Origin of the sequence: Lachnoanaerobaculum gingivalis (assembly GCF_003862475.1) — a bacterium.
GTDB lineage: Bacteria > Bacillota > Clostridia > Lachnospirales > Lachnospiraceae > Lachnoanaerobaculum > Lachnoanaerobaculum gingivalis.
In genome coordinates this window covers 120712-139442 of the sequence record NZ_RRCO01000003.1, presented here as the reverse complement: position 1 = coordinate 139442, position 18731 = coordinate 120712, and the positions used below count along the sequence as shown (strand labels likewise).

The following is an 18731-nucleotide window of genomic DNA, read 5'->3' as shown; positions in this document are numbered from 1 at the left end:
AAACAATCTGTCTAAGGGGATTTTAATATGGCAGCCCATTTACCTTCCGGTTTTTATATCTGACTTATTCAGATACAGCATACCTATACCGAAAGCAATACAGATATAAAATAAACATGATAATATAGTAAGAGGTATATTAAGCTCTCCTTTTATATTTGTGCTTCCCATGGAATAAATCAGCATTGAAAACGGTGTGGCATAAAAAAGCCCTTTTAAATTAAGCAAAAGTCCAAATATATTTCCAAGGAATGCAAGTCCTACAGGTATTGCAAAGGAGCGTATTATTAATGACAACATACATTGGAAGCCTGCAATAGCAATAATACAGATTAAACTTGTAAAAATCCTTAAAAAGAATACCGGATGTATATTACCGGGGATACCGAGCAGCTTTCCGGAAATAATATATATTATAGCTACCCATAGTATACAAATCATGGAAAGAACTGCAGTTGTAAGCCATTTATCCTTTAAGATTTTAAATCTTGAGTTTGCTGTAAGTACTATATTCCAGTTATTTCCCTGATGCTCCATACGAAACAGAAGGCTTGCCAGAACAGCAATCAAAGGAGACAGGAAAAACATTCCTAAAAACAACGATTCTTGAGTCCAAAGATCATCCCAGTTAAAGGACAGTACATACCGGTTTCCAAGGAAATTTATAACACCGATGCTTGCTGAAATAACAGGAATCAAAATAAAGGGTATCCATACAGGATTGTATTTAAGCTTTATAAGTTCAGCAGGCAGTATAGTATGTATACTCCTGCTTTTAGCTGTTGAATGAATAAAGGTAAAGTTCTTTGTTTCAGGAGTATTAAATACTTTAAAGCCTATTATCATGGTAACAAAAAAATATATTAAACCTACAAGAACAGCCGGAATATTTATTTTATTCCATGAAAGCAATATTTGTCTTGTTGCAGAATCAAAATCCATAGATACGGTACTTAGAGAAAAAAGTACAGACCATGGTGTAAGTGAAAACTTGCTTATAAAAGCAAGGAAAACACCTGCCAGTGTTCCGCCAAATGCGATAGAAAGTGCTGCAAACTGACTCTGAAATCTTAGTGAAAGCAGACATTGTAATTGGAAAATAATCATACCGAATATGACTTCTGAAAACACTGTAAAAATAAGATAAAAAAATGGAAAATCACTTTCAGGGAGTAGCTTTATACTAAAATAAAAAAGCATGATCGTCTGTAATATACAAAATAAAAGTATATGCACAAAGCCGAACATAAGCTTTGAAATATAAAGTTTTGTTCTGCTATAAAGTGTGGGCAGAGTATTCCACATATTGCCTTTATTTTCCATATCAATACATTTGCTGGCAAGTACAGACATCATAATGGAAATCAATAATGTATTGATAAAAGGAATTGAGGCAAAAATCATTTGCCATTCCTGCCCCTGTGGCAGTCTGCCTTGTAAAACATAAAGACAGTTTAAAATAATTCCGATAAATAAAAGTAAGGCTGAAATTATAAACTTATTTTTCTTAAATTCTATTAAAAGATACTGATGTAAACCTATTTGCTTCATAGTGATTCCCTTTCTCCGGTAAGTTCAAGGAAAATTTTTTCAAGATTTTCGCCGGTTGATTCAAGTTCGGATAATTTTCCCTGATATAGCATCTGTCCTTTGTGAATGATACCTACATAGTCAGCCATTTGTTCTATCTCATTAAGAAGATGGCTTGATATAAGAACAGTTATATCTCTTTCCTTTGGCAAAGAGGTAATCAGATTTCTGATTTCCATTATGCCTGCAGGATCAAGTCCATTGCTTGGCTCATCCAAAATAAGGAACTTGGGATCCCCAAGTAAAGCCATAGCAATACCAAGTCTTTGCTTCATACCGAGTGAATATGCACCAAGCTTTTTATCCTTTTGTTCATATAAGCGAACTGTTTTTAATGCTTTTTCTATTTCCGACTCATTTACACCCTTTAATTTTGCGATGATTTGCATATTTTCAAGACCGCTTAGATGCGGGTAGCCTCCGGGGTTCTCTATAAGGCTGCCTGTTTTATGCAGTAAAGACAAAAGATTTTTATCCGATACATCTTCACCGAACATCTTTATTTCACCGGCATCCTTTTTTATAAGTCCCAGAATCATTTTCAGGGTTGTTGTTTTACCGGCTCCATTAGGTCCAAGGAATCCATAGACACAGGATTTCGGTATACTCATGGACAGGTTTTTGACACGATAGCCGGTACCGCTCTTTTTAGATAAATTTTTGATTTCAAGTATTGCATTGTTCATATATATTCCCTTCTAATTACTTTAAAAGTTTGCCTTTGTTGCAGTCTGATTTAAAAAGCCTTTGCCGTTACAGTCGGTCTTTTAGTATTAATATTCCTAAAATCGGCATATGCAGTTTTTGCATGTATATAGAATAATGGTCAAAGCTTATATTAAGATTATCTCTACATTATGATTACATTAAGAAATTCATTTTTATATATTGTAGGAGCTTATATAAGTTATAATAAGTGAAGAAAATAATATAGGAGTCAATATGGAAAAGAAAGATTGTAAAATCCTTATAATAGATGATGAAAGAGAGCTTGCAGGGGTAGTAGCCGATATTTTAAAAAATGAAGGTTACAGCAATGTAGAATCGGCATTCAGTTTAAAAGAGGCAAATGAAAAAATAAAAAAAGGTCAAGTACATTTGATTTTACTGGATGTGATGCTTGGTGACGGAAACGGATTTGATTTTTATGAGAGATTGAAAAATGAAGGAATATTTACAAAACTGCCTGTGATTTTTCTCTCGGCAAGGGATGAGGATGAGAGCAGGCTTCACGGTCTGGGACTTGGAGCGGATGATTATATTACAAAGCCCTTTCTTCCAAAAGAATTATTGCTTCGTATAGGGGCGGTAATCAGAAGATGTTATACAATAGATGAAAATATATCGGAGGTAATATTGGGAGAAAGCCTGGTATCTTTAGATGGAGGTACAGTTAGAAAAAACGGAGAGGATATAACACTTACAGCAAAAGAACTTACGCTGTTTTCTGTTTTATATCGAAACAGAGGAAGGATAGTAACCACAGATATACTTTGCGAGGAACTTTGGCCGGACGGGAGCTATGGACTGGAAAATTCCTTAATAGTTCATATGCGACATTTGCGTGAAAAAATAGAGAAAAATCCGTCAAAGCCGGTATTTTTAAAAACAGTCAGAGGGCTGGGCTATAAATTGGAGAGAGCATGAGAATACGAGGAGAAAGAAGGCTGCAATTTATAATTATTATATTGTTCTGTGCAATAGGCATATTATTTATTGATTTGATAATTTACGGCATAATAGAACATGAAAGCTCGGATGTGTATAAAACATCTGCCGGGGAAATAATGAATAATATGACCGGTGATAAAGGGAATTTCTCATTAAGTGTGGAAGAAAGTGTAAAACTTCATAGTAATAATGAATTTGCTTTTATAATTGATAAAGAGGGAAAAACTGTATGGAGTGAGAATTTACCAAGTGTTCTAAAAAATCGACAGTATACTTTGCAGGATGTGGCAAAGTTTTCAAGATATTATCTGGAGGATTATCCGGTACGTACCTATGTAGTAGATGATGGGGGGCTGTTAATAATAGGTAAGTTAAATAGCAGAATATGGAAATATACATTGGAATATGATGTAAATAATCTTTTATTATTTATTAAAATAACACCTTTAGTACTTTCTGTTAATATTATTTTATTAATTTTTATCTCTTTGAAGCTTTATAAGGCAAAGCAAAGAAGGAGAGAAGAAGAAAGGGTGGAGTGGATTGCAGGAGTTTCACATGATATACGAACACCGCTTGCTATTATACTTGGCAATGCACAAATGATATTAAATGAAAGCCGGGATGATAGAATAAAAAATAAAGCTGAAATTATTGATAAACAGGGAGTGCGTATAAGAGCATTGGTTGAAAATCTAAATCTTTCAAGTAAGCTTGATTTTGGCACAGGAAGATTTATAAAAAAGCAGGTTCAAATGAGTGTCTTTATTCGTAAAATCTTAACCAATATTATAAATACATTGGATGAGGATACAGTATCAAAGTTTGAATTTGATCTGAATATAGAAGAGAGTTTACAGGGAAAAACTTTTTTAATAAATGAGGAGCTTGTGGAAAGAGCAATAATAAATCTTGTAAATAACTCTATGAAATACAATGAAGAAGGATGCACCATCAGCATAAACCTGAATGAAAATAATAAAAACACTGTTTTAGAAATAAAAGATAACGGGCAGGGAGCAAACAGGGAGTTTTTGCAAAAAATAAATAAAAAGTCCTATGCCTTTGAAAAAAGTATGGGTAATCACGGACTTGGACTGAAGATAGTAAAAAAGGTGGCAGGATATCATAGATGGAAGATTGAATTTTTGAAAAATGAGGAAGGCGGATTTAGTTGCAGTATGCAGTGGTAATGCATCAAAGCAATATAATGGAGTCGAGCAGCACTATTACAGAGTATTTATTTTGGATAAATACTCTGTGGGTGTACATCCGTGTATCTTTTTAAAACGGCGATTAAAATATGCTGCATCTGAAAAGCCGCATTCATAGGCTGTTTCGTATATAGGCTTTTTTATATTAAGTTTCATTTTTTCAACAGCTTTTTGAACTCTGTAATTAATGAGGTATTGTATAGGTGTTGTACATAAAATATCTTTAAACAGGCGCAGGCAGGTGCTTACACTTATATCTGCACTTTTTGCTATATCTTTAATACCGATAAATGAATCATAATTATTTTCAATAAAAACAATAGCTTTTTTGATGCGGGATTCGTCTTTTTTTGAATTATTGGTATAAATGTTTTCTTCCAATATAAAATCCATATGATCAATTATTAAAGCAAATACCTGACCAAGATCGGCTTTAACACTCAAAGGATAATCTTTGTGCTCATAAGCACCCTGTTGCCAGGCATCTTCACAAAGTTTCAGTATTTTATTCTGCCAGCTGATTTCAGGAGATAATTTTACAAATGGAAAAGAACAATTATTTATAACAGGATCTATATAAGTTTGTCTAATGATATCATCTTTTGAACATAAAAGATTCGGCGAAAATATAAGGCAGTGCTGATGTCCGGTCACAGACTTAAGGTTTGCAGAGTGCAATATGCCTCCATTGGCAAAATAACCCTCTCCGGCTTTTAATATAAGTTCGCTGTTTGATATTTTGACATTTACAATGCCCTCAGTAATAATTACAACTTCAAATTCATCATGCCAATGCCATGGAACGGAAACCTTCACCAAATCATCGTCAAAGAAAGCTATCGGAAAATCCTTTGTTCCATAGGTGAGCATTTCCCTACCGTCTTTATCAACCTTATCGACAGAGTATGAAAGTGACATTTTACCTCCTATATAATGACCATATAGTACTATTAAAATAACGATAATAAACGATATAGTACTACATGTTTTGATTTATTTTACGATATAATACTAACATATAAAATGAATATTTGAAATGAGGTAAATATGATTTCTTTACTACTGGCTGTTATATATCTGGTTTTTATCAGTCTTGGACTGCCGGATTCGCTTTTAGGCTCAGGCTGGCCGAAAATGCAGGTGGTATTTGGAGTACCGTCTTCATATGCAGGTTATATATCAATGACTATATGCTTTATGACTATTATATCAGCACTTCTAAGCCCCAGAATGATTAATAGAGTTCATACAAAGTGGATTGTAATATCATCAATAGTACTTACTATTTTGGGTTTAGCCGGTTTTTCCATTTCACACAGATATGAAATGCTTTTTATTTTTGCAATTCCTTACGGACTTGGAGCAGGAGCGATTGACGCATCTGTCAATCATTATGTGGCAAGCAATTACTCAGGCTCTGCTATGAATTTTTTACATTGCTTTTACGGAGTAGGAGCAATGATTAGCCCGTATATTATGTCGCTTGCACTTAAATATGCCAAGTGGAATGAAGGATATTTATGGACGGCTTTTGTTCAAACTGCTATTTTGGCAATTGTAATAATTTCATTGCCGCTATGGAAGGGCAATGAATCGGAAGCAGAGGAAGATAGGCAGGAGAGTGCAGGAATCAGAGAGAGTATTAAGGTGCCGGGAGTATTGTTGACATTGATTGCTTTTTTTGCCTACTGTTCAGGTGAGGCAACCTGTTTTTTGTGGACTCCCAGCTATTTTGCAGGTACCAAGTCAGGACTGTCGGATGAAAGAATTGCAGCATTCGGAGCGCTTATATTTAGCGGTTTGATGCTTGGAAGATTGATTTCAGGTTTTATATCAAATATATTTGGAGACAAAAAGCTTATCAGATTAGGTATTATTTTGGAATTTATCGGGATTTTTATGTTATTTATCCCTACACAAAACTATCTGATTGCGGCTATAGGCTTTGTGATAATAGGAACCGGTATGGGACCTGTATATCCCGCAATTCAGCATATGGCACCGACAAATTTTGGAAAAAGATACAGTGCGGCTGTTATCGGACTTCAAATGGCATTTGCCTATACAGGAAGTACATTTATGCCGATGGTATTTGGAGTGCTGCAGCAGCATATAGGTATCGGGATAATGCCTGTGTATTTGATATTTTTTGCAATACTTAATATAGGAATGCTTGAACTTGCATATTTAAGATGTGGGAAAATCCAAACCATATAAAATATATTTCCTTCTTATAAGCCCATATAATATGATGTCATTTTATCGGACACATTATATGTTAGGATAAAAATATCAAAAAGAAGATTAAAACTTGGAGGAAATATGAAAGAATTTTATATGTAATGCCTAAGGGAATTTTATGTGTACTTATGAATTAGTCACAGCGGTAAATAAGTGGAGATTTACGCTTAAATAAAAGCGATTTATAAAATAAATATCTGTATTTAAAAAATGTACATCTTTTGACAGTGTACATTTTTTTACTTATAATGATGTTAAAAATTGTCCGAATGGAGGTATATTATGAATGTAAAAAGAAATACTTTATTGCTTCTTGCCTGCCTTGTATGGAGTATTGCCGGTTTTAATATCCTAAGAATAGGGTTTATGGAGTATAAACCCTATCATAGTGCAATAAATTATTTATTGTCTGTACTTGTGTTTGTTGTATTTCAGATTTTCGTTTTTGGTAAACTGGTAAAAAAGCATACGGAAAGAATTAGTAATTACACAGAAGAAAAACATCTTTTTATAAAGTTTTTTGATAAAAAATCCTTTGTTATAATGGCATTTATGATGATATTGGGCATTGTTTTGCGTTCAGGGGGACTTGCGCCGAAGCGATTTATTGCGTTTTTTTATGCAGGTTTGGGGGCTTCTCTGCTTTTGGCTGGTCTTAAGTTCGGGTATAATTTTATAAGAGCGGAATTTAAAAGAAAGAGACATTAGAAAGTTATGAATAGAGGAAAGAGACCCAAAATTAAAATAACAATTACAGACAGAAGAGGGAAGATGGGCTGTCATAGGGGGCATCATGTGGGAGAGGTTTTTGACTATGATGAGGATAGAGGGAAGATATGCCCCATGGCAATGCACTGTGCCTTTCCATATATTGATATTTTAAGATATGGCGGAAGTCTCCCGGGGCAGCCGGAAGGTCAGGCTGAGTTTTGCTGTTCGGATGCGGATGTTATATTGGTATTTAAAGCGGAGATGGTAGAAGAATAGGTGGAAAATCATAAACAGGCATTTATACTACCGGTAGAATGACAGAAGAATCTCCCAATGTTATTCTTTTACATGACTCTCCTATAGTTCAATGGATAGAATAATCGGCTACGAACCGATTGATTCCGGTTCGAATCCGGATAGGGGGATTATTTTATGAACTATAGTTTTCAATATAAGCTTGCGTCATAAAATAAAAAATTATATAAGGGCAGGTGTCCCGAGTGGCGAAGGGGGCGGACTGTAAATCCGTTACAAAAGAAACAACGCCGGTTCGATTCCGGCTCTGCCCATTAGTTTGAAAATGTAGTACAATAATATATAGATAAATCCTCTATGGGAATAAAAAGCTAATTTTTTATTTAGTATGTGTCAGGCATTTTTATTGTACACCTGAAATGATATTGTATGGTAAAGAGATAAGCCGATATTATAGTATTAAATTTAAGTCGGTTATTAGAAAAGCATATTATTGGAGGGATTATGAGAACACGCGAAATAGAGATGTTAAATGACGCTTTAAAGATCTTTGAAGAAGGGTTTTATATAAAGGGGGGAGAGAAAAAAGGTATAAAGCTTTCAAAAAAAGAGTTACATACATCCAATTATACCGAGGAAGAAAAAATGTAGTTATGTGTGCCTGTAGAACTAAGGAAGTGAATTCAGTAAGATAGGCGGCAAAAAAATTAGATCCGACATCATTTGTTATTATATTGGATTCAAACGAAGTTGCCGGAGAGGGATTCAGACATTTATAAAGGAAAGATCCGATTACAGTGATTTGTATAACAGAATAAATTAGTGCAAGCCCTGGATACACTATGAGAAGGTAGTTATATTGACATAAATTTTTGGCAGAATTATAATGCTTAATGACATATAGAGGTATATAAAGTATCTTGGAGTAATTCATATCTTTGTATACCCGTATTATATTGGAATGTAATTATTTTTGCAGAATATATGGAGGCCGACATGAAACAATGTATGGATTTGAATAGTTTACATCGAAGATTAAAAAAGATAATAGGGCAGGTACAGGCAATAGATAAAATGATAGAGGAAGATGTTCCTTGTGAGGATATACTTTCACAGATAAATGCAGCAAAATCAGCATTGCATGGATGTGGTAAGGTAATACTTGAAGGTCATATAAAGCATTGCGTAAGAGATGGCATAGATCATGGAGATGTGGATAAGACAATAGATAATTTCACAAAAGCAGTAGAACGATTTGCAAATATGGGATAATAAATTTTAGCATATAGATTAAAAGAGTCAATATTTTGATTTAACTCAGGTATAAATGGGTGGTTCAAAGTATTGGCTTTTTTTAATTTAAAACTTGACAACATATACCCCTATGGGTACAATTCTTGCATAAACATATACCCCTATGGGTATAAAGTGATATAAATTTGGGAGAAGGCTCATATGAAAGATTTTATGCGAAGAATTGAAGATTTAATGGAGATCGGCGGTGTAAAAAAGAATATTGTATTTCTTGTAATATCAGGAACAGTGCTGTTTTTAAGTGTAACGGGTTTGATAAGATTGCCTTTTAACATTGCCTGGATAGCAATTGTACTTTGCGGATTTCCTATAATAATGGAAGCTATAATAGGTCTGACCACAGAATTTGATATAAAAGCGGATGTTTTGGTATCATTGGCACTTATTGCAGCTATATGTATCGGTGAAGTTTTTGCAGCAGGCGAAATTGCTTTTATTATGCAACTTGGAGCTCTACTTGAAGATTTGACAGTGGCAAAGGCAAGGGAAGGGATTGAAAAACTTGTAAAGCTTACTCCCAAAACGTCGAGAATTATAAAAAATGGTGAGGAAAGTATCGTTGAATCTGAAATGGTAAAAGAGGGAGATGTTATAAGAGTTTTGCCCGGAGAAAGCATACCTGTAGACGGTATTATAATTTCAGGCGTTACTTCTATTGACCAGGCGGTTATGACAGGAGAGTCCTTACCTGTTGATAAAACAGTAGGAGATGAGGTTGCAAGCGGAACTATAAATCAATTTGGAGCATTTGAAATGAGAGCTACAAAGGTAGGGGAGGACAGCTCCATACAAAGAATGATAAAGCTTGTACAATCTGCAGATGCGGGCAAATCAAAGATAGTAGGCATAGCGGACAGATGGGCAACATGGATAGTAATAATTGCGTTAAGTGCAGCATTGCTTACCTGGATGTTTACAGGTGAAATAACAAGGGCAGTTACAATCTTAGTTGTATTTTGCCCATGTGCATTGGTACTAGCAACACCTACGGCTATAATGGCAGCCATTGGAAACGCAACTAAGCATGGTTTCCTCGTGAGGGAGGGGGATGCTTTAGAGAGACTTTCAAGGGTGGATACAATTGCCTTTGATAAAACAGGAACTCTTACTTACGGTAAGCTTGAGGTTACAAAATACAAAAGTATAGTGAATGATTTTTCTGATGAAGATATTTTTATGTTTGCGGCGGCATCAGAGACTCTTTCAGAGCATCCTATAGGTAAGGCTGTTTTAGCTTCATATAAAGAGAAAATAAAAAATGAACTTCCACAGTGTGAAGATTTTATTATGATGGTAGGAAGAGGCGTATCTGCAACAGTAAACAATAAAAAGATACTGGCAGGTAATATAAAGCTTTTAGATACAAATAACATCAGTGTAGAAAATACAGATGAAATCACTAAATATTCGAATCAGGGAAGTACTGTAATTTATATAAGTATAGACAACAGATTTGTAGGGTACATAGTTCTTTCCGATACATTAAGAGCTGAAAGCGGTATAATGGTTTCACAGCTGAATAAACTTGGAGTTTTTCCTGTGTTACTCACAGGAGACAATTCTAATGCGGCAGATAGTATAGCAAGTTTATTAAATATATCAGAGCACCGTGCAGAGTGTATGCCTGAGGATAAATTGAAGTTTATTGAGAATAGAGAAAATCTAAAAAAGCCGGTATGTATGATAGGCGACGGTATTAATGATGCACCTGCACTTAAAAGGTCCACTGTAGGTATTGCTATGGGAGGTGTGGGAAGTGATATTGCCATAGAAGCTGCGGATATTGCACTTGTAGATGATGATGTTAAAGAGCTTCCACATTTATTGTCACTATCTAAAAAAATGATGAATACTATCAAATTGAATATGTCATTTTCTATGGGACTGAATTTCATTGCAATATTTTTGGCAATAACAGGTGTATTAAATCCTATTGTAGGAGCATTGGTGCATAATGCAGGCTCTGTTCTTGTAATAATTAATTCATCACTTTTGCTTAAGTGGAAGGGATATATATAAGATTTAAAAAGGCAATCCTTTTTGGGACTGCCTTTTTTTATTAATATAGTATATAATATAATTTTGACATTAATTTATAATAAATAATTATATAGGAGACAAGATGAGCGAAAAAGAAAAGATGCTCGCAGGAAAGATATATGATCCGACTGATGAAGAATTGGTAAGGCTGAGAACAAAAGCACATAGACTTTCACAACAGTACAATGCTTTATTTGAGGATGATTGTCTGAGAGATACTATTATTGACGAGCTCATACAAAATAAAGGTAAGGGAGTTTATTTGCAAGGTCCGATTTATTTTGACTATGGAGCTTTCACAACATTTGGGGAAAACTGCTATGCCAATTTTAATTTTACTGTATTGGATGTATGCCCTGTAAATATTGGTGATAATGTAATGTTTGGACTGAACTGCAGTCTTATGACACCTGTTCATCCGCTTAGGTGGCAGGAGAGAAACATAAAATATAAAGCAGACTCCAGTGCATATGATGATGAGTATGCAAAGCCTATTAATATCGGGTCAAACTGCTGGATTGCGGCTAATGTGGTAATAACAGGAGGGGTGACTATAGGAGAGGGCAGTGTAATAGCTGCAGGAAGTGTAGTTACAAAGGATATACCGGCAAATTCGCTTGCTGCCGGAAATCCCTGCAGAGTGCTTAGAGAGATAACTGAAGAAGATTCTGTAAAATATAAGAGCGTATTATTTTAGAATAAAGGTTTATAAAAAGATGAATAAGGAATTTATAAAAGAATTAACAATTGATATTATCGTGGATATTATAGCAGGTATTTTTATGGGAATAGGTACATACTGCTTTGCGGCGGCATTCAAATTCCCTATGGTAGGATTTACAGGTTTGGCACTAATTATTTACCAATTGATAGGGCTTCCTGTTGGAATAGGAACTATAATATTAAATATACCTTTTGCAATACTCTCATACAGAGAAATAGGAAGAAAATTTTTATTGAAGTCTGTTAAATCAATTATAATAACTTCTATAATGATTGATATAGTTGCAAAAGCAATGCCTGTTTATCAAGGGGATTATATGTTGGCTGCTATATGTACCGGAATAATATCCGCAACAGGATATGCTCTTATATTTATGAGAGATTCTTCCACAGGTGGTGCGGATTTTATAATGGTTTTGATACATCATTTCTTCCCACATTTATCACTTGGAAAGATAGCATTAGTTATAGACTCATTGATTATTGTATTGGGTGTTGCATTGGTTTCAAGAAATGTAAACAGTTTGATTTACGGACTTATTATAGCTTATTTGGTTTCTGTAGTGCTTGATAAGGCGATGGACGGACTTACAGCGGGTAAGCTTATTATGATTATTTGTGACAAGCCGAAGGAAATGGCAAAGGAAATATCAGATCTTATCGACCGCGGCTCAACATATCTTAAAGCAGTAGGAAGCTATACTGATGAAGAAAGAAATGTAGTGATGTGTGCATGTAGAACAAAGGAAGTGCATATAGTAAGACAGGCGGCAAAAAAGCTGGATCCTAATTCATTCGTTATTATTTTGGATTCAAATGAAGTGGCAGGAGAAGGATTTAGACATTTATAAGGATGGAAGAATGAATATATTTGAAGAAAAGAAAATAAAGATAAGCGAAGCGGTTCTTGCATTGGATTTGGACGGAACATTGACAAATTCAAAAAAAGAGATTACCGAGAATACAAAAGCCGCTATAGATAAATTTATAAAGGCCGGAGGAACAGTTGTACTTGCTTCAGGCAGACCTACATTTGGAGTAAGTCCGATAGCAAATATACTTGAACTTGAAAAGAAAGGCGGCTATATCCTTTCATATAATGGTGGATATTTTTATGATTGTAAAAATGATAAAGAACTGTTTATGAAGGAGCTTACACATGAATATCTGCCTATATTGGAAGAGCAGGCTAAACATTTTGGTGTAAATCTGATGACTTACAATCATGATAAGGCATATGCACTTGATATAGATGAGCAATATTATATGTTGGAGGTCACGATAAATCACTTTATAAGAGTGAAGGTTGATCCTCTTGCACCACAGATTACATTTCCTATTATTAAATGCTTGATGACTGCACCGGGTGATCATCTTGCCAAGGTGGAGCAGGAGATGAAAAAGCTTTGGGAAGGAAAGTTAAATATTGTTCGTTCAGAGCCGTATTTTTTAGAGCTTACAGAGGTAGGCATAGATAAAGCAAATACTCTTTTAAATATGACAAAGAAGATCGGCAAGGACACAAAGAATCTTGTTTGCTGTGGAGACGGATTCAATGATCTATCAATGATACAGGCTGCAGGTATAGGTGTGGCAATGGCAAATGCTCAGGAGAAGGTAAGACAGGCGGCCGACTATATTACAAAGTCAAATGATGAGGACGGTATAGAGGATGTTATTGAGAAGCTGTTTTATTGGGATAGATAGATTTTGTGGAGGATTTGAATGAACAGAGGAAAGCGTCCAAAAATAAAAATAACTATTACAGATCGTAGGGGGAAGATGGGTTGTCATAGAGGTCACCATGTTGGAGAAGTATTTGATTATGATGAGGACAGGGGTAAGATTTGTCCTATGGCGATGCACTGTGCCTTTCCATATATAGATATTCTAAGGTATGGCGGCAAATTGCCCGGACAGGCTGAAGGATGTGCAGAGTTTTGCTGTTCGGATGCGGATGTTATTTTGGTTTTTAAGGCTGAGATGGAAAAATAAAGGGAGTAAGTATGAACAAAAAGCCTATATTTGAAATTATAGCAGATCGCTTGAGGAAAACTGAATTTAAAGATGATGATATAATAACTTTGGGAAAAGATTTTTCACTACCAAATGATGAAGAAGGTCTTAAGTATATAGACGGTGCGAAGGATGGTATATGTGCCTATCATATGGGTGTGGCAGAGATCACAAAGAAAGATATAGAAGAAATAAATACAGTTATTACATTTGCTAATAAAGGTGATTATGATCAGGCTGATTCTGTGCTTGAAAAGCTTTGTGAACGCATTAGGGTAATAAATTTTATAGATGAGCTTCAAGATTGTATACTTGCCCGCAAAGATGAAATAGAGGATAAATTTTATATATACTCTCTACATTTGATGACTCAGTCTGCAAATATTGAATGTGTTAAAGTCGGAATGATTATTCAGGAATTGTTTAAACAAAGTGATGAAGTAAAGGGTATGGTAAGGACTCTTGGCCTTTCAGATGAGTTTACATTATATTCGGTTTTTATAATGAGAAACTGGGAGAATGGTAATACTGAAATCATGAATATTGCAAAGTCTGTAAACGGATGGGGTAAAGTGCATGCAGTTCACTATATTGAACCGGATACGGAAGAGATAAAGTATTGGCTTTTGACAGGTGCGGTATCAAATGGAGTCATGCCGGCTTATTCGGGATGGGATTGCTATAAAAAGGCGGATGTGGAAGCAATACTTAAAAAAGATAGGCTTACCTATGAGGAGCTTGAAGGAGTTTTATCGATTGTGGATGCAATACTTGATGAGGGACCTGTACTTGGTATTTCAAATATAGAAAACCCGAAAGAAATTTTGTCAGCAGTTTTAAATCATTCTATAAAGCATTTACCGCTAAGTTCTGAGAATTGTAAAGTTATAAGTAATATTTTGGATTGGCAAAAAGAAAATCTTGTAGATGAAAACTGTGAGATAGAGTTACTTGCAAACCAAATTTTTGAAGCAGGTAGGAGATAGTAAGAAAGGTAAAGGATGCTGGGAAAGACACATTTTTCTGTAGGAATGGCAGCAGGGCTTGCACTCTGCAGGCCACAGAGCATAACAATGCTTGTGGCAGGAACAGCTTTAGCAGGATTTGGAGGAATTATCAGTGATATAGATGTAGGTACATCCGGTGCCTACAATAAGGTGGATCGCATTATAGGTTTGGCCATCGGAACTATTACAGGAATAGTAATTGCAGATACTGTTTTTCACGTCGGTATATATGACAGACTGATGGCGGACAGCAATATCGCACGTATTATTACCGGAATATCAGCGTTTTTGTGTATATGTATTTTTGGAATGAAACAGCCACATAGATCATTTATGCATTCAATAGTGGCATTACTTGGGCTAAGCTTTTTTGTATATATGATTTTCCCGGATGCGGCTCCGTATTTTAGTATAGGTTTTATTTCACATATGGTTATTGATGCACTCAATGGAAAGCGTGAGAAGCTTTTTTGGCCTATAGGCAAGGGATTTGCATTACGAATGTGCTCATCAGACGGGTTAGTAAATAATTTGCTTTTTCACATATCTAATTTACTGGTATTGATATTAATACTTACTTCAAGGCCTGTACTTTTTATTCTGATCAATATAAGCGGTTTATTACAAAGATAAAATATAGTTCTTTAATTCCCTGTTTTAAACTACAGGGAATTTTTTATACTACAAGTATATTGATGGTTATCTTATGTATTTATATAATAGAAAACAATAGGTAATTGCGAAACTCGCTGAGCTCGTTCGCAATCATTATTGTATACAAGGATAAATTTGTGCAAATCACAAATTTCAAGCTAAAAAGTTGATAACTGCAAGATTTGGGCGCACTTTAATAAGCATAGTGATTATATAAAGTTGATAAGTCCTAAGCAATTAAAGATTTTAAACTTCTGATATGTTGTCGTTGGTTGATTTTATCAGCAACAACTACAGTTAATAACTGTGAGATACCGGCTAGCAGTAAATCGGAATGCAGTGTTTTTTCATTTGTTGTTTTCCGTTTGGCAATGCAGAAACTGTCCTTAAAGTGATTGATTGATTTTTCAACATTTACCCTGATCTTATATGTTTCATCCCACTCTTTAGAACCTCGTTCTACTCCGGGATAAGCTCTGAGATTCTTTTCAGGATAAACATAAATCATTCTACCGCAGGAAGAAGTTGTACAAGGATTGTCACAGTGACAGACACGCCGTTTGGACTTGTCTTGTCGGTTGTATTTCCATTTCATTTTTGGACAAACGAACTTCATTGTAGACAGTTTGCTCCTTAAATGGGATTTACTTCCTTCACGTTTCATCGGAAGCGAAGAATCATGAGGGCAACAGGGAATCCCATTTTCATTGAATGTATATTTAACATTATCCATTGAGAGATTAACTTTTAAAGGAATAAATGCTTTTTGGAAATGTCAAGCATAAATGATTATGTCCCAAAAAAATTAATTTATAAGCCCCATAAAAGGGGCTTTTATCATGCACTTTTTATGTCTTCTTCAATTCTGTGTGGCTGTGAGTGTACGAATTTATAAAAGGCACCTAATCTCCAAGGATGGTTCATTGGTGGAATATAAGGTTTTCTAGGCTCGGGTTGTTTGTAATCAGAATCCAAGTCCTTAGATTTATACTCATGGGGCGGTATTTCTTCCAGAGCGTAAATATCTTTGTCATTTACGCACGCAAACAAAGACCTATCAAATGCTTTGATAAGCATAACCTTGGTACCTTTTCGGTAATGGGTCTGCATTCCTTTATTATCTACCATCTTATAAAATTTCTTCTCGAATTGAATCGCATGTCCGGCATCAACAGTTCTCTCGGTTAAAACCGCCAAAGTAAGATTTATTTTTTCTTTAGACGGTTGCTTTTCAAAGACAGATTTGATACCATTACATGGAAGTGAGAACTTCTCATTGAATTCTTTTATGTAGTGGTAAAGGAATTCATTGGCATTATTGATGTCGGTTACGCCTGCGAGTCTAAACTCAATAGGCAGGCGTGACTGTAAGGTTTGATTCAATCGTTCTATGCGTCCTTTAGCCTGTGGTACGCTGCTTGATTCAAGTTGTATACCAAGTTGCTTGCAGGCGTAAGCGAACTGTGTATAGGTGTCTTTGTCGTCAGATAAGGCACCTTTTTTCTTGTATGTAAATACAGTTCGTTTATCAGTAAGAAACTTATAGGGAATACCATAATCAGTAAGAATCTGTTCAAACACATGGTAGTAGCCGTTAAGAGTCTCTTGAGTATCAAACCATGCACCCGTAACAACACCTGAGGCATCATCAATGGCCAAATGTAGATGCCATATCTGTCCGGGCACCCATTCATAAGGTGTAGCATCCATTTGAAGCAATTCGCCGAAATAAGCACATCTTGGACGACGACTGTGAGCATCTTCAACTGCTACTAAGTTAGCTTGTATCTGTGATAATTCCTTTTTTGATGTTGCAGCTTGCTTCTTGGCTCTGAGAGCCTGCTTAATGCGTCTACGCTTAGCTTTTGTAGCCTTTGGAGATAGAATGTACTCTGACTCCAAAATACTCATTACAGAGGAAGAAGAGATGCTTATACCCTCATGCTTTTTAAGAAGCTCCGTATAGTGTTCAAAGTTAGCCTCGTAGTATTTAGTTCTGTATAGATCAATAACCTGACTTCTGACATCAGGACGGATAGTGGTAGCAGGCTTCTTACCTCTGTTACCATGGATAAAGAATGCCTTACCATCTTTAATATAACCTTGTATCATACGGTTTATATGCCTCTTGGTGCATCCTAGGATAAGAGCAGCTCTATCCTTATTAGCTGTATCCGGGTGATCTACCAGCCCTTTAATAACCTCATATTTTCTTTGTTCATTCATTGATAAAATAACCTTTCTGATAAGTCAGTCCCTCCTAGTGTTAGAATATACAAAATACTATTCTACCATAAGTGGGACATTTTTATTTGTGGTATACTAGGACTTTATCATTTATGGCTTATATTAAAGGAATAAATGCTTTTTGGAAATTGAAATCTTCAAAAAGTAATTTGTAAATCTCAATGGTATCAAAGGCTGCATCACCAAGGAATATAGATGGTTTAATGTCTGGATGCCTTGTTTTAAAGTCCTTTAAGGTAGGCAGTAAAGCCTTGGAATCAGCAAGTGATTTGTCTTCATCTGGAGACTTTGCTTTCTTTTCAACTACAATGTCAGGATGGGAAGAAAGATAATCCTTGTTGTAGAAATCAATGGAACGAACAATTCCAAGTCCATTGGTAATAATACCGAACTTGTAAGCGTAGCAGAAATGCCCGTTAATGTACTGCTGTTTAACCTCATGGTTTGATGAAGCTGATGTAGGCATAGAAGCGTATGCCACCTTATAAGGGTCATAAGAACTATCAAAATTCATAGATCTTGCATAGGATTTGAGCTGCCTGATAATGCGGTTGGCATATTTAGGATTATTTTCGGTTACATAAGCTTCAATACCTGAAGTATCAAACAAAAGCATAGAAGCAAGGTTGTTATCAATATCCCTACATATCGGTTCAGTTATATCAACAAGCTTATCAAAAACAGATTGTAAGTCCAATAAAAAATCTTGCTTAAAACGAGTGATTTTAGAGGCATCAGGAACTTTGGTAAAGCCGCAGAATTCTCTAAGATGTCTGGAATAATGAAGGAAGACCAGTAAAAGAGAATCTGTAGGAATAGAAAACAGGCGTTGAATGATCAAAGCCCAAAGCATAGCAGTCAAAGGATATTTTCGATTTCTACCTGTGGCTGCATAATAATGATTGTAAAAAGAAAACGGAATAATTTCATCAAGGTCAATGTGATTTTCGAGCAGAGTAAGAAACTGAGGTTTGTCAGATTCAAAAATATCTTTACAATCTTCAAAAATATCTGCCAAAGAGAGTTGTTTTTGTGATATCATAGTAAT

General features: G+C 35.3%; 18 protein-coding genes, 2 tRNA genes and 2 pseudogenes. 16 read left to right on the top strand and 6 right to left on the bottom strand.

Annotated features, from left to right (window positions below; translation table 11 throughout):
• Positions 1 to 39 precede the first annotated feature (39 nt).
• Positions 40 to 1551: an ABC transporter permease gene (locus EHV10_RS07575; protein WP_128674121.1), complete on the bottom strand. Its 1512-nt coding sequence runs from the start codon at positions 1549 to 1551 to the stop codon at positions 40 to 42.
• On the bottom strand, positions 1548 to 2276 hold the full coding sequence (locus EHV10_RS07570) for an ABC transporter ATP-binding protein (protein ID WP_128674120.1): 729 nt from the start codon (positions 2274 to 2276) through the stop codon (positions 1548 to 1550). The genes EHV10_RS07575 and EHV10_RS07570 overlap by 4 nt, the downstream gene beginning before the upstream one ends.
• Before the next feature lie 256 nt (positions 2277 to 2532).
• Here EHV10_RS07570 and EHV10_RS07565 point away from each other — a divergent pair, with 256 nt between their 5' ends.
• Both EHV10_RS07565 and EHV10_RS07560 read left to right on the top strand, forming a co-directional pair.
• Entirely contained in the window at positions 2533 to 3237 is a 705-nt protein-coding gene (locus EHV10_RS07565) for a response regulator transcription factor (RefSeq protein WP_128674119.1), read from the top strand.
• Positions 3234 to 4454, top strand: coding sequence for a sensor histidine kinase (locus tag EHV10_RS07560; protein ID WP_128674118.1), 1221 nt, complete (start codon positions 3234 to 3236; stop codon positions 4452 to 4454). The genes EHV10_RS07565 and EHV10_RS07560 overlap by 4 nt, the downstream gene beginning before the upstream one ends.
• Positions 4455 to 4490: 36 nt before the next feature.
• Here the strand turns inward: EHV10_RS07560 and EHV10_RS07555 are convergent, their stop codons facing one another.
• Positions 4491 to 5393 carry a helix-turn-helix domain-containing protein gene (locus EHV10_RS07555; RefSeq protein ID WP_128674117.1) on the bottom strand — a complete coding sequence of 301 codons (903 nt, stop codon included), beginning with the start codon at positions 5391 to 5393 and terminating at the stop codon, positions 4491 to 4493.
• Positions 5394 to 5522: 129 nt separating this feature from the next.
• Here EHV10_RS07555 and EHV10_RS07550 point away from each other — a divergent pair, with 129 nt between their 5' ends.
• The 14 genes from EHV10_RS07550 (at position 5523) to EHV10_RS07480 (ending at position 15415) form a co-directional block, all read left to right on the top strand.
• Complete coding sequence (locus EHV10_RS07550) at positions 5523 to 6692, top strand: MFS transporter (RefSeq protein WP_128674116.1); 1170 nt, start codon at positions 5523 to 5525, stop codon at positions 6690 to 6692.
• A gap of 306 nt (positions 6693 to 6998) precedes the next feature.
• On the top strand, positions 6999 to 7424 hold the full coding sequence (locus EHV10_RS07545) for a hypothetical protein (protein WP_128674115.1): 426 nt from the start codon (positions 6999 to 7001) through the stop codon (positions 7422 to 7424).
• 6 nt (positions 7425 to 7430) lie between these two features.
• Positions 7431 to 7703, top strand: coding sequence for a TIGR04076 family protein (locus EHV10_RS07540; RefSeq protein WP_007593883.1), 273 nt, complete (start codon positions 7431 to 7433; stop codon positions 7701 to 7703).
• Positions 7704 to 7780: 77 nt separating this feature from the next.
• Positions 7781 to 7852: transfer RNA gene (locus EHV10_RS07535), tRNA-Arg, on the top strand.
• A 60-nt stretch (positions 7853 to 7912) separates the two neighbouring features.
• Positions 7913 to 7996: transfer RNA gene (locus tag EHV10_RS07530), tRNA-Tyr, on the top strand.
• Between the two features lie 190 nt (positions 7997 to 8186).
• Positions 8187 to 8333, top strand: a complete 147-nt coding sequence (locus tag EHV10_RS07525) for a hypothetical protein (protein ID WP_243116103.1) — start codon at positions 8187 to 8189, stop codon at positions 8331 to 8333.
• Positions 8334 to 8678: 345 nt separating this feature from the next.
• On the top strand, positions 8679 to 8954 hold the full coding sequence (locus EHV10_RS07515; RefSeq protein ID WP_128674114.1) for a metal-sensing transcriptional repressor: 276 nt from the start codon (positions 8679 to 8681) through the stop codon (positions 8952 to 8954).
• 183 nt (positions 8955 to 9137) lie between these two features.
• Entirely contained in the window at positions 9138 to 11015 is a 1878-nt protein-coding gene (locus tag EHV10_RS07510; RefSeq protein ID WP_128674113.1) for a heavy metal translocating P-type ATPase, read from the top strand.
• A gap of 103 nt (positions 11016 to 11118) precedes the next feature.
• The gene (locus tag EHV10_RS07505) at positions 11119 to 11733 is read left to right on the top strand and encodes a sugar O-acetyltransferase (protein ID WP_128674112.1); all 615 of its coding nucleotides are present in this window, start codon (positions 11119 to 11121) and stop codon (positions 11731 to 11733) included.
• A 19-nt stretch (positions 11734 to 11752) separates the two neighbouring features.
• Positions 11753 to 12610 carry a YitT family protein gene (locus tag EHV10_RS07500; RefSeq protein ID WP_128674111.1) on the top strand — a complete coding sequence of 286 codons (858 nt, stop codon included), beginning with the start codon at positions 11753 to 11755 and terminating at the stop codon, positions 12608 to 12610.
• A gap of 10 nt (positions 12611 to 12620) precedes the next feature.
• Entirely contained in the window at positions 12621 to 13466 is an 846-nt protein-coding gene (locus EHV10_RS07495) for a Cof-type HAD-IIB family hydrolase (RefSeq protein WP_128674110.1), read from the top strand.
• An 18-nt stretch (positions 13467 to 13484) separates the two neighbouring features.
• Complete coding sequence (locus tag EHV10_RS07490; RefSeq protein ID WP_128674109.1) at positions 13485 to 13754, top strand: TIGR04076 family protein; 270 nt, start codon at positions 13485 to 13487, stop codon at positions 13752 to 13754.
• An 11-nt stretch (positions 13755 to 13765) separates the two neighbouring features.
• The gene (locus EHV10_RS07485) at positions 13766 to 14761 is read left to right on the top strand and encodes a hypothetical protein (protein WP_128674108.1); all 996 of its coding nucleotides are present in this window, start codon (positions 13766 to 13768) and stop codon (positions 14759 to 14761) included.
• A gap of 15 nt (positions 14762 to 14776) precedes the next feature.
• Positions 14777 to 15415, top strand: coding sequence for a metal-dependent hydrolase (locus tag EHV10_RS07480; RefSeq protein ID WP_128674107.1), 639 nt, complete (start codon positions 14777 to 14779; stop codon positions 15413 to 15415).
• Positions 15416 to 15754: 339 nt separating this feature from the next.
• Here EHV10_RS07480 and EHV10_RS07475 read toward each other — a convergent pair.
• The 3 genes and pseudogenes from EHV10_RS07475 to EHV10_RS07465 all read right to left on the bottom strand — a co-directional run.
• Positions 15755 to 16208, bottom strand: a pseudogene (locus EHV10_RS07475) (ISNCY family transposase); the annotation flags it as partial.
• Between the two features lie 65 nt (positions 16209 to 16273).
• On the bottom strand, positions 16274 to 17662 hold the full coding sequence (locus tag EHV10_RS07470; protein WP_128674106.1) for an ISNCY family transposase: 1389 nt from the start codon (positions 17660 to 17662) through the stop codon (positions 16274 to 16276).
• 124 nt (positions 17663 to 17786) lie between these two features.
• Positions 17787 to 18725 (bottom strand): annotated as a pseudogene (locus tag EHV10_RS07465) (transposase); the annotation flags it as partial.
• Between the last annotated feature and the right edge of the window lie 6 nt (positions 18726 to 18731).

Excerpts from the sequence above, each read along its gene's own strand:
- EHV10_RS07480 (WP_128674107.1), top strand. The coding sequence starts at position 14,777 with ATGCTGGGAAAGACACATTTTTCTGTAGGAATGGCAGCAGGGCTTGCA.
- EHV10_RS07505 (WP_128674112.1), top strand. The coding sequence starts at position 11,119 with ATGAGCGAAAAAGAAAAGATGCTCGCAGGAAAGATATATGATCCGACT.
- EHV10_RS07570 (WP_128674120.1), bottom strand. The coding sequence starts at position 2,276 with ATGAACAATGCAATACTTGAAATCAAAAATTTATCTAAAAAGAGCGGT.
- EHV10_RS07485 (WP_128674108.1), top strand. The coding sequence starts at position 13,766 with ATGAACAAAAAGCCTATATTTGAAATTATAGCAGATCGCTTGAGGAAA.
- EHV10_RS07510 (WP_128674113.1), top strand. The coding sequence starts at position 9,138 with ATGAAAGATTTTATGCGAAGAATTGAAGATTTAATGGAGATCGGCGGT.
- EHV10_RS07545 (WP_128674115.1), top strand. The coding sequence starts at position 6,999 with ATGAATGTAAAAAGAAATACTTTATTGCTTCTTGCCTGCCTTGTATGG.
- EHV10_RS07565 (WP_128674119.1), top strand. The coding sequence starts at position 2,533 with ATGGAAAAGAAAGATTGTAAAATCCTTATAATAGATGATGAAAGAGAG.
- EHV10_RS07555 (WP_128674117.1), bottom strand. The coding sequence starts at position 5,393 with ATGTCACTTTCATACTCTGTCGATAAGGTTGATAAAGACGGTAGGGAA.
- EHV10_RS07575 (WP_128674121.1), bottom strand. The coding sequence starts at position 1,551 with ATGAAGCAAATAGGTTTACATCAGTATCTTTTAATAGAATTTAAGAAA.
- EHV10_RS07495 (WP_128674110.1), top strand. The coding sequence starts at position 12,621 with ATGAATATATTTGAAGAAAAGAAAATAAAGATAAGCGAAGCGGTTCTT.
- EHV10_RS07550 (WP_128674116.1), top strand. The coding sequence starts at position 5,523 with ATGATTTCTTTACTACTGGCTGTTATATATCTGGTTTTTATCAGTCTT.
- EHV10_RS07560 (WP_128674118.1), top strand. The coding sequence starts at position 3,234 with ATGAGAATACGAGGAGAAAGAAGGCTGCAATTTATAATTATTATATTG.
- EHV10_RS07540 (WP_007593883.1), top strand. The coding sequence starts at position 7,431 with ATGAATAGAGGAAAGAGACCCAAAATTAAAATAACAATTACAGACAGA.
- EHV10_RS07525 (WP_243116103.1), top strand. The coding sequence starts at position 8,187 with ATGAGAACACGCGAAATAGAGATGTTAAATGACGCTTTAAAGATCTTT.
- EHV10_RS07470 (WP_128674106.1), bottom strand. The coding sequence starts at position 17,662 with ATGAATGAACAAAGAAAATATGAGGTTATTAAAGGGCTGGTAGATCAC.
- EHV10_RS07515 (WP_128674114.1), top strand. The coding sequence starts at position 8,679 with ATGAAACAATGTATGGATTTGAATAGTTTACATCGAAGATTAAAAAAG.
- EHV10_RS07500 (WP_128674111.1), top strand. The coding sequence starts at position 11,753 with ATGAATAAGGAATTTATAAAAGAATTAACAATTGATATTATCGTGGAT.
- EHV10_RS07490 (WP_128674109.1), top strand. The coding sequence starts at position 13,485 with ATGAACAGAGGAAAGCGTCCAAAAATAAAAATAACTATTACAGATCGT.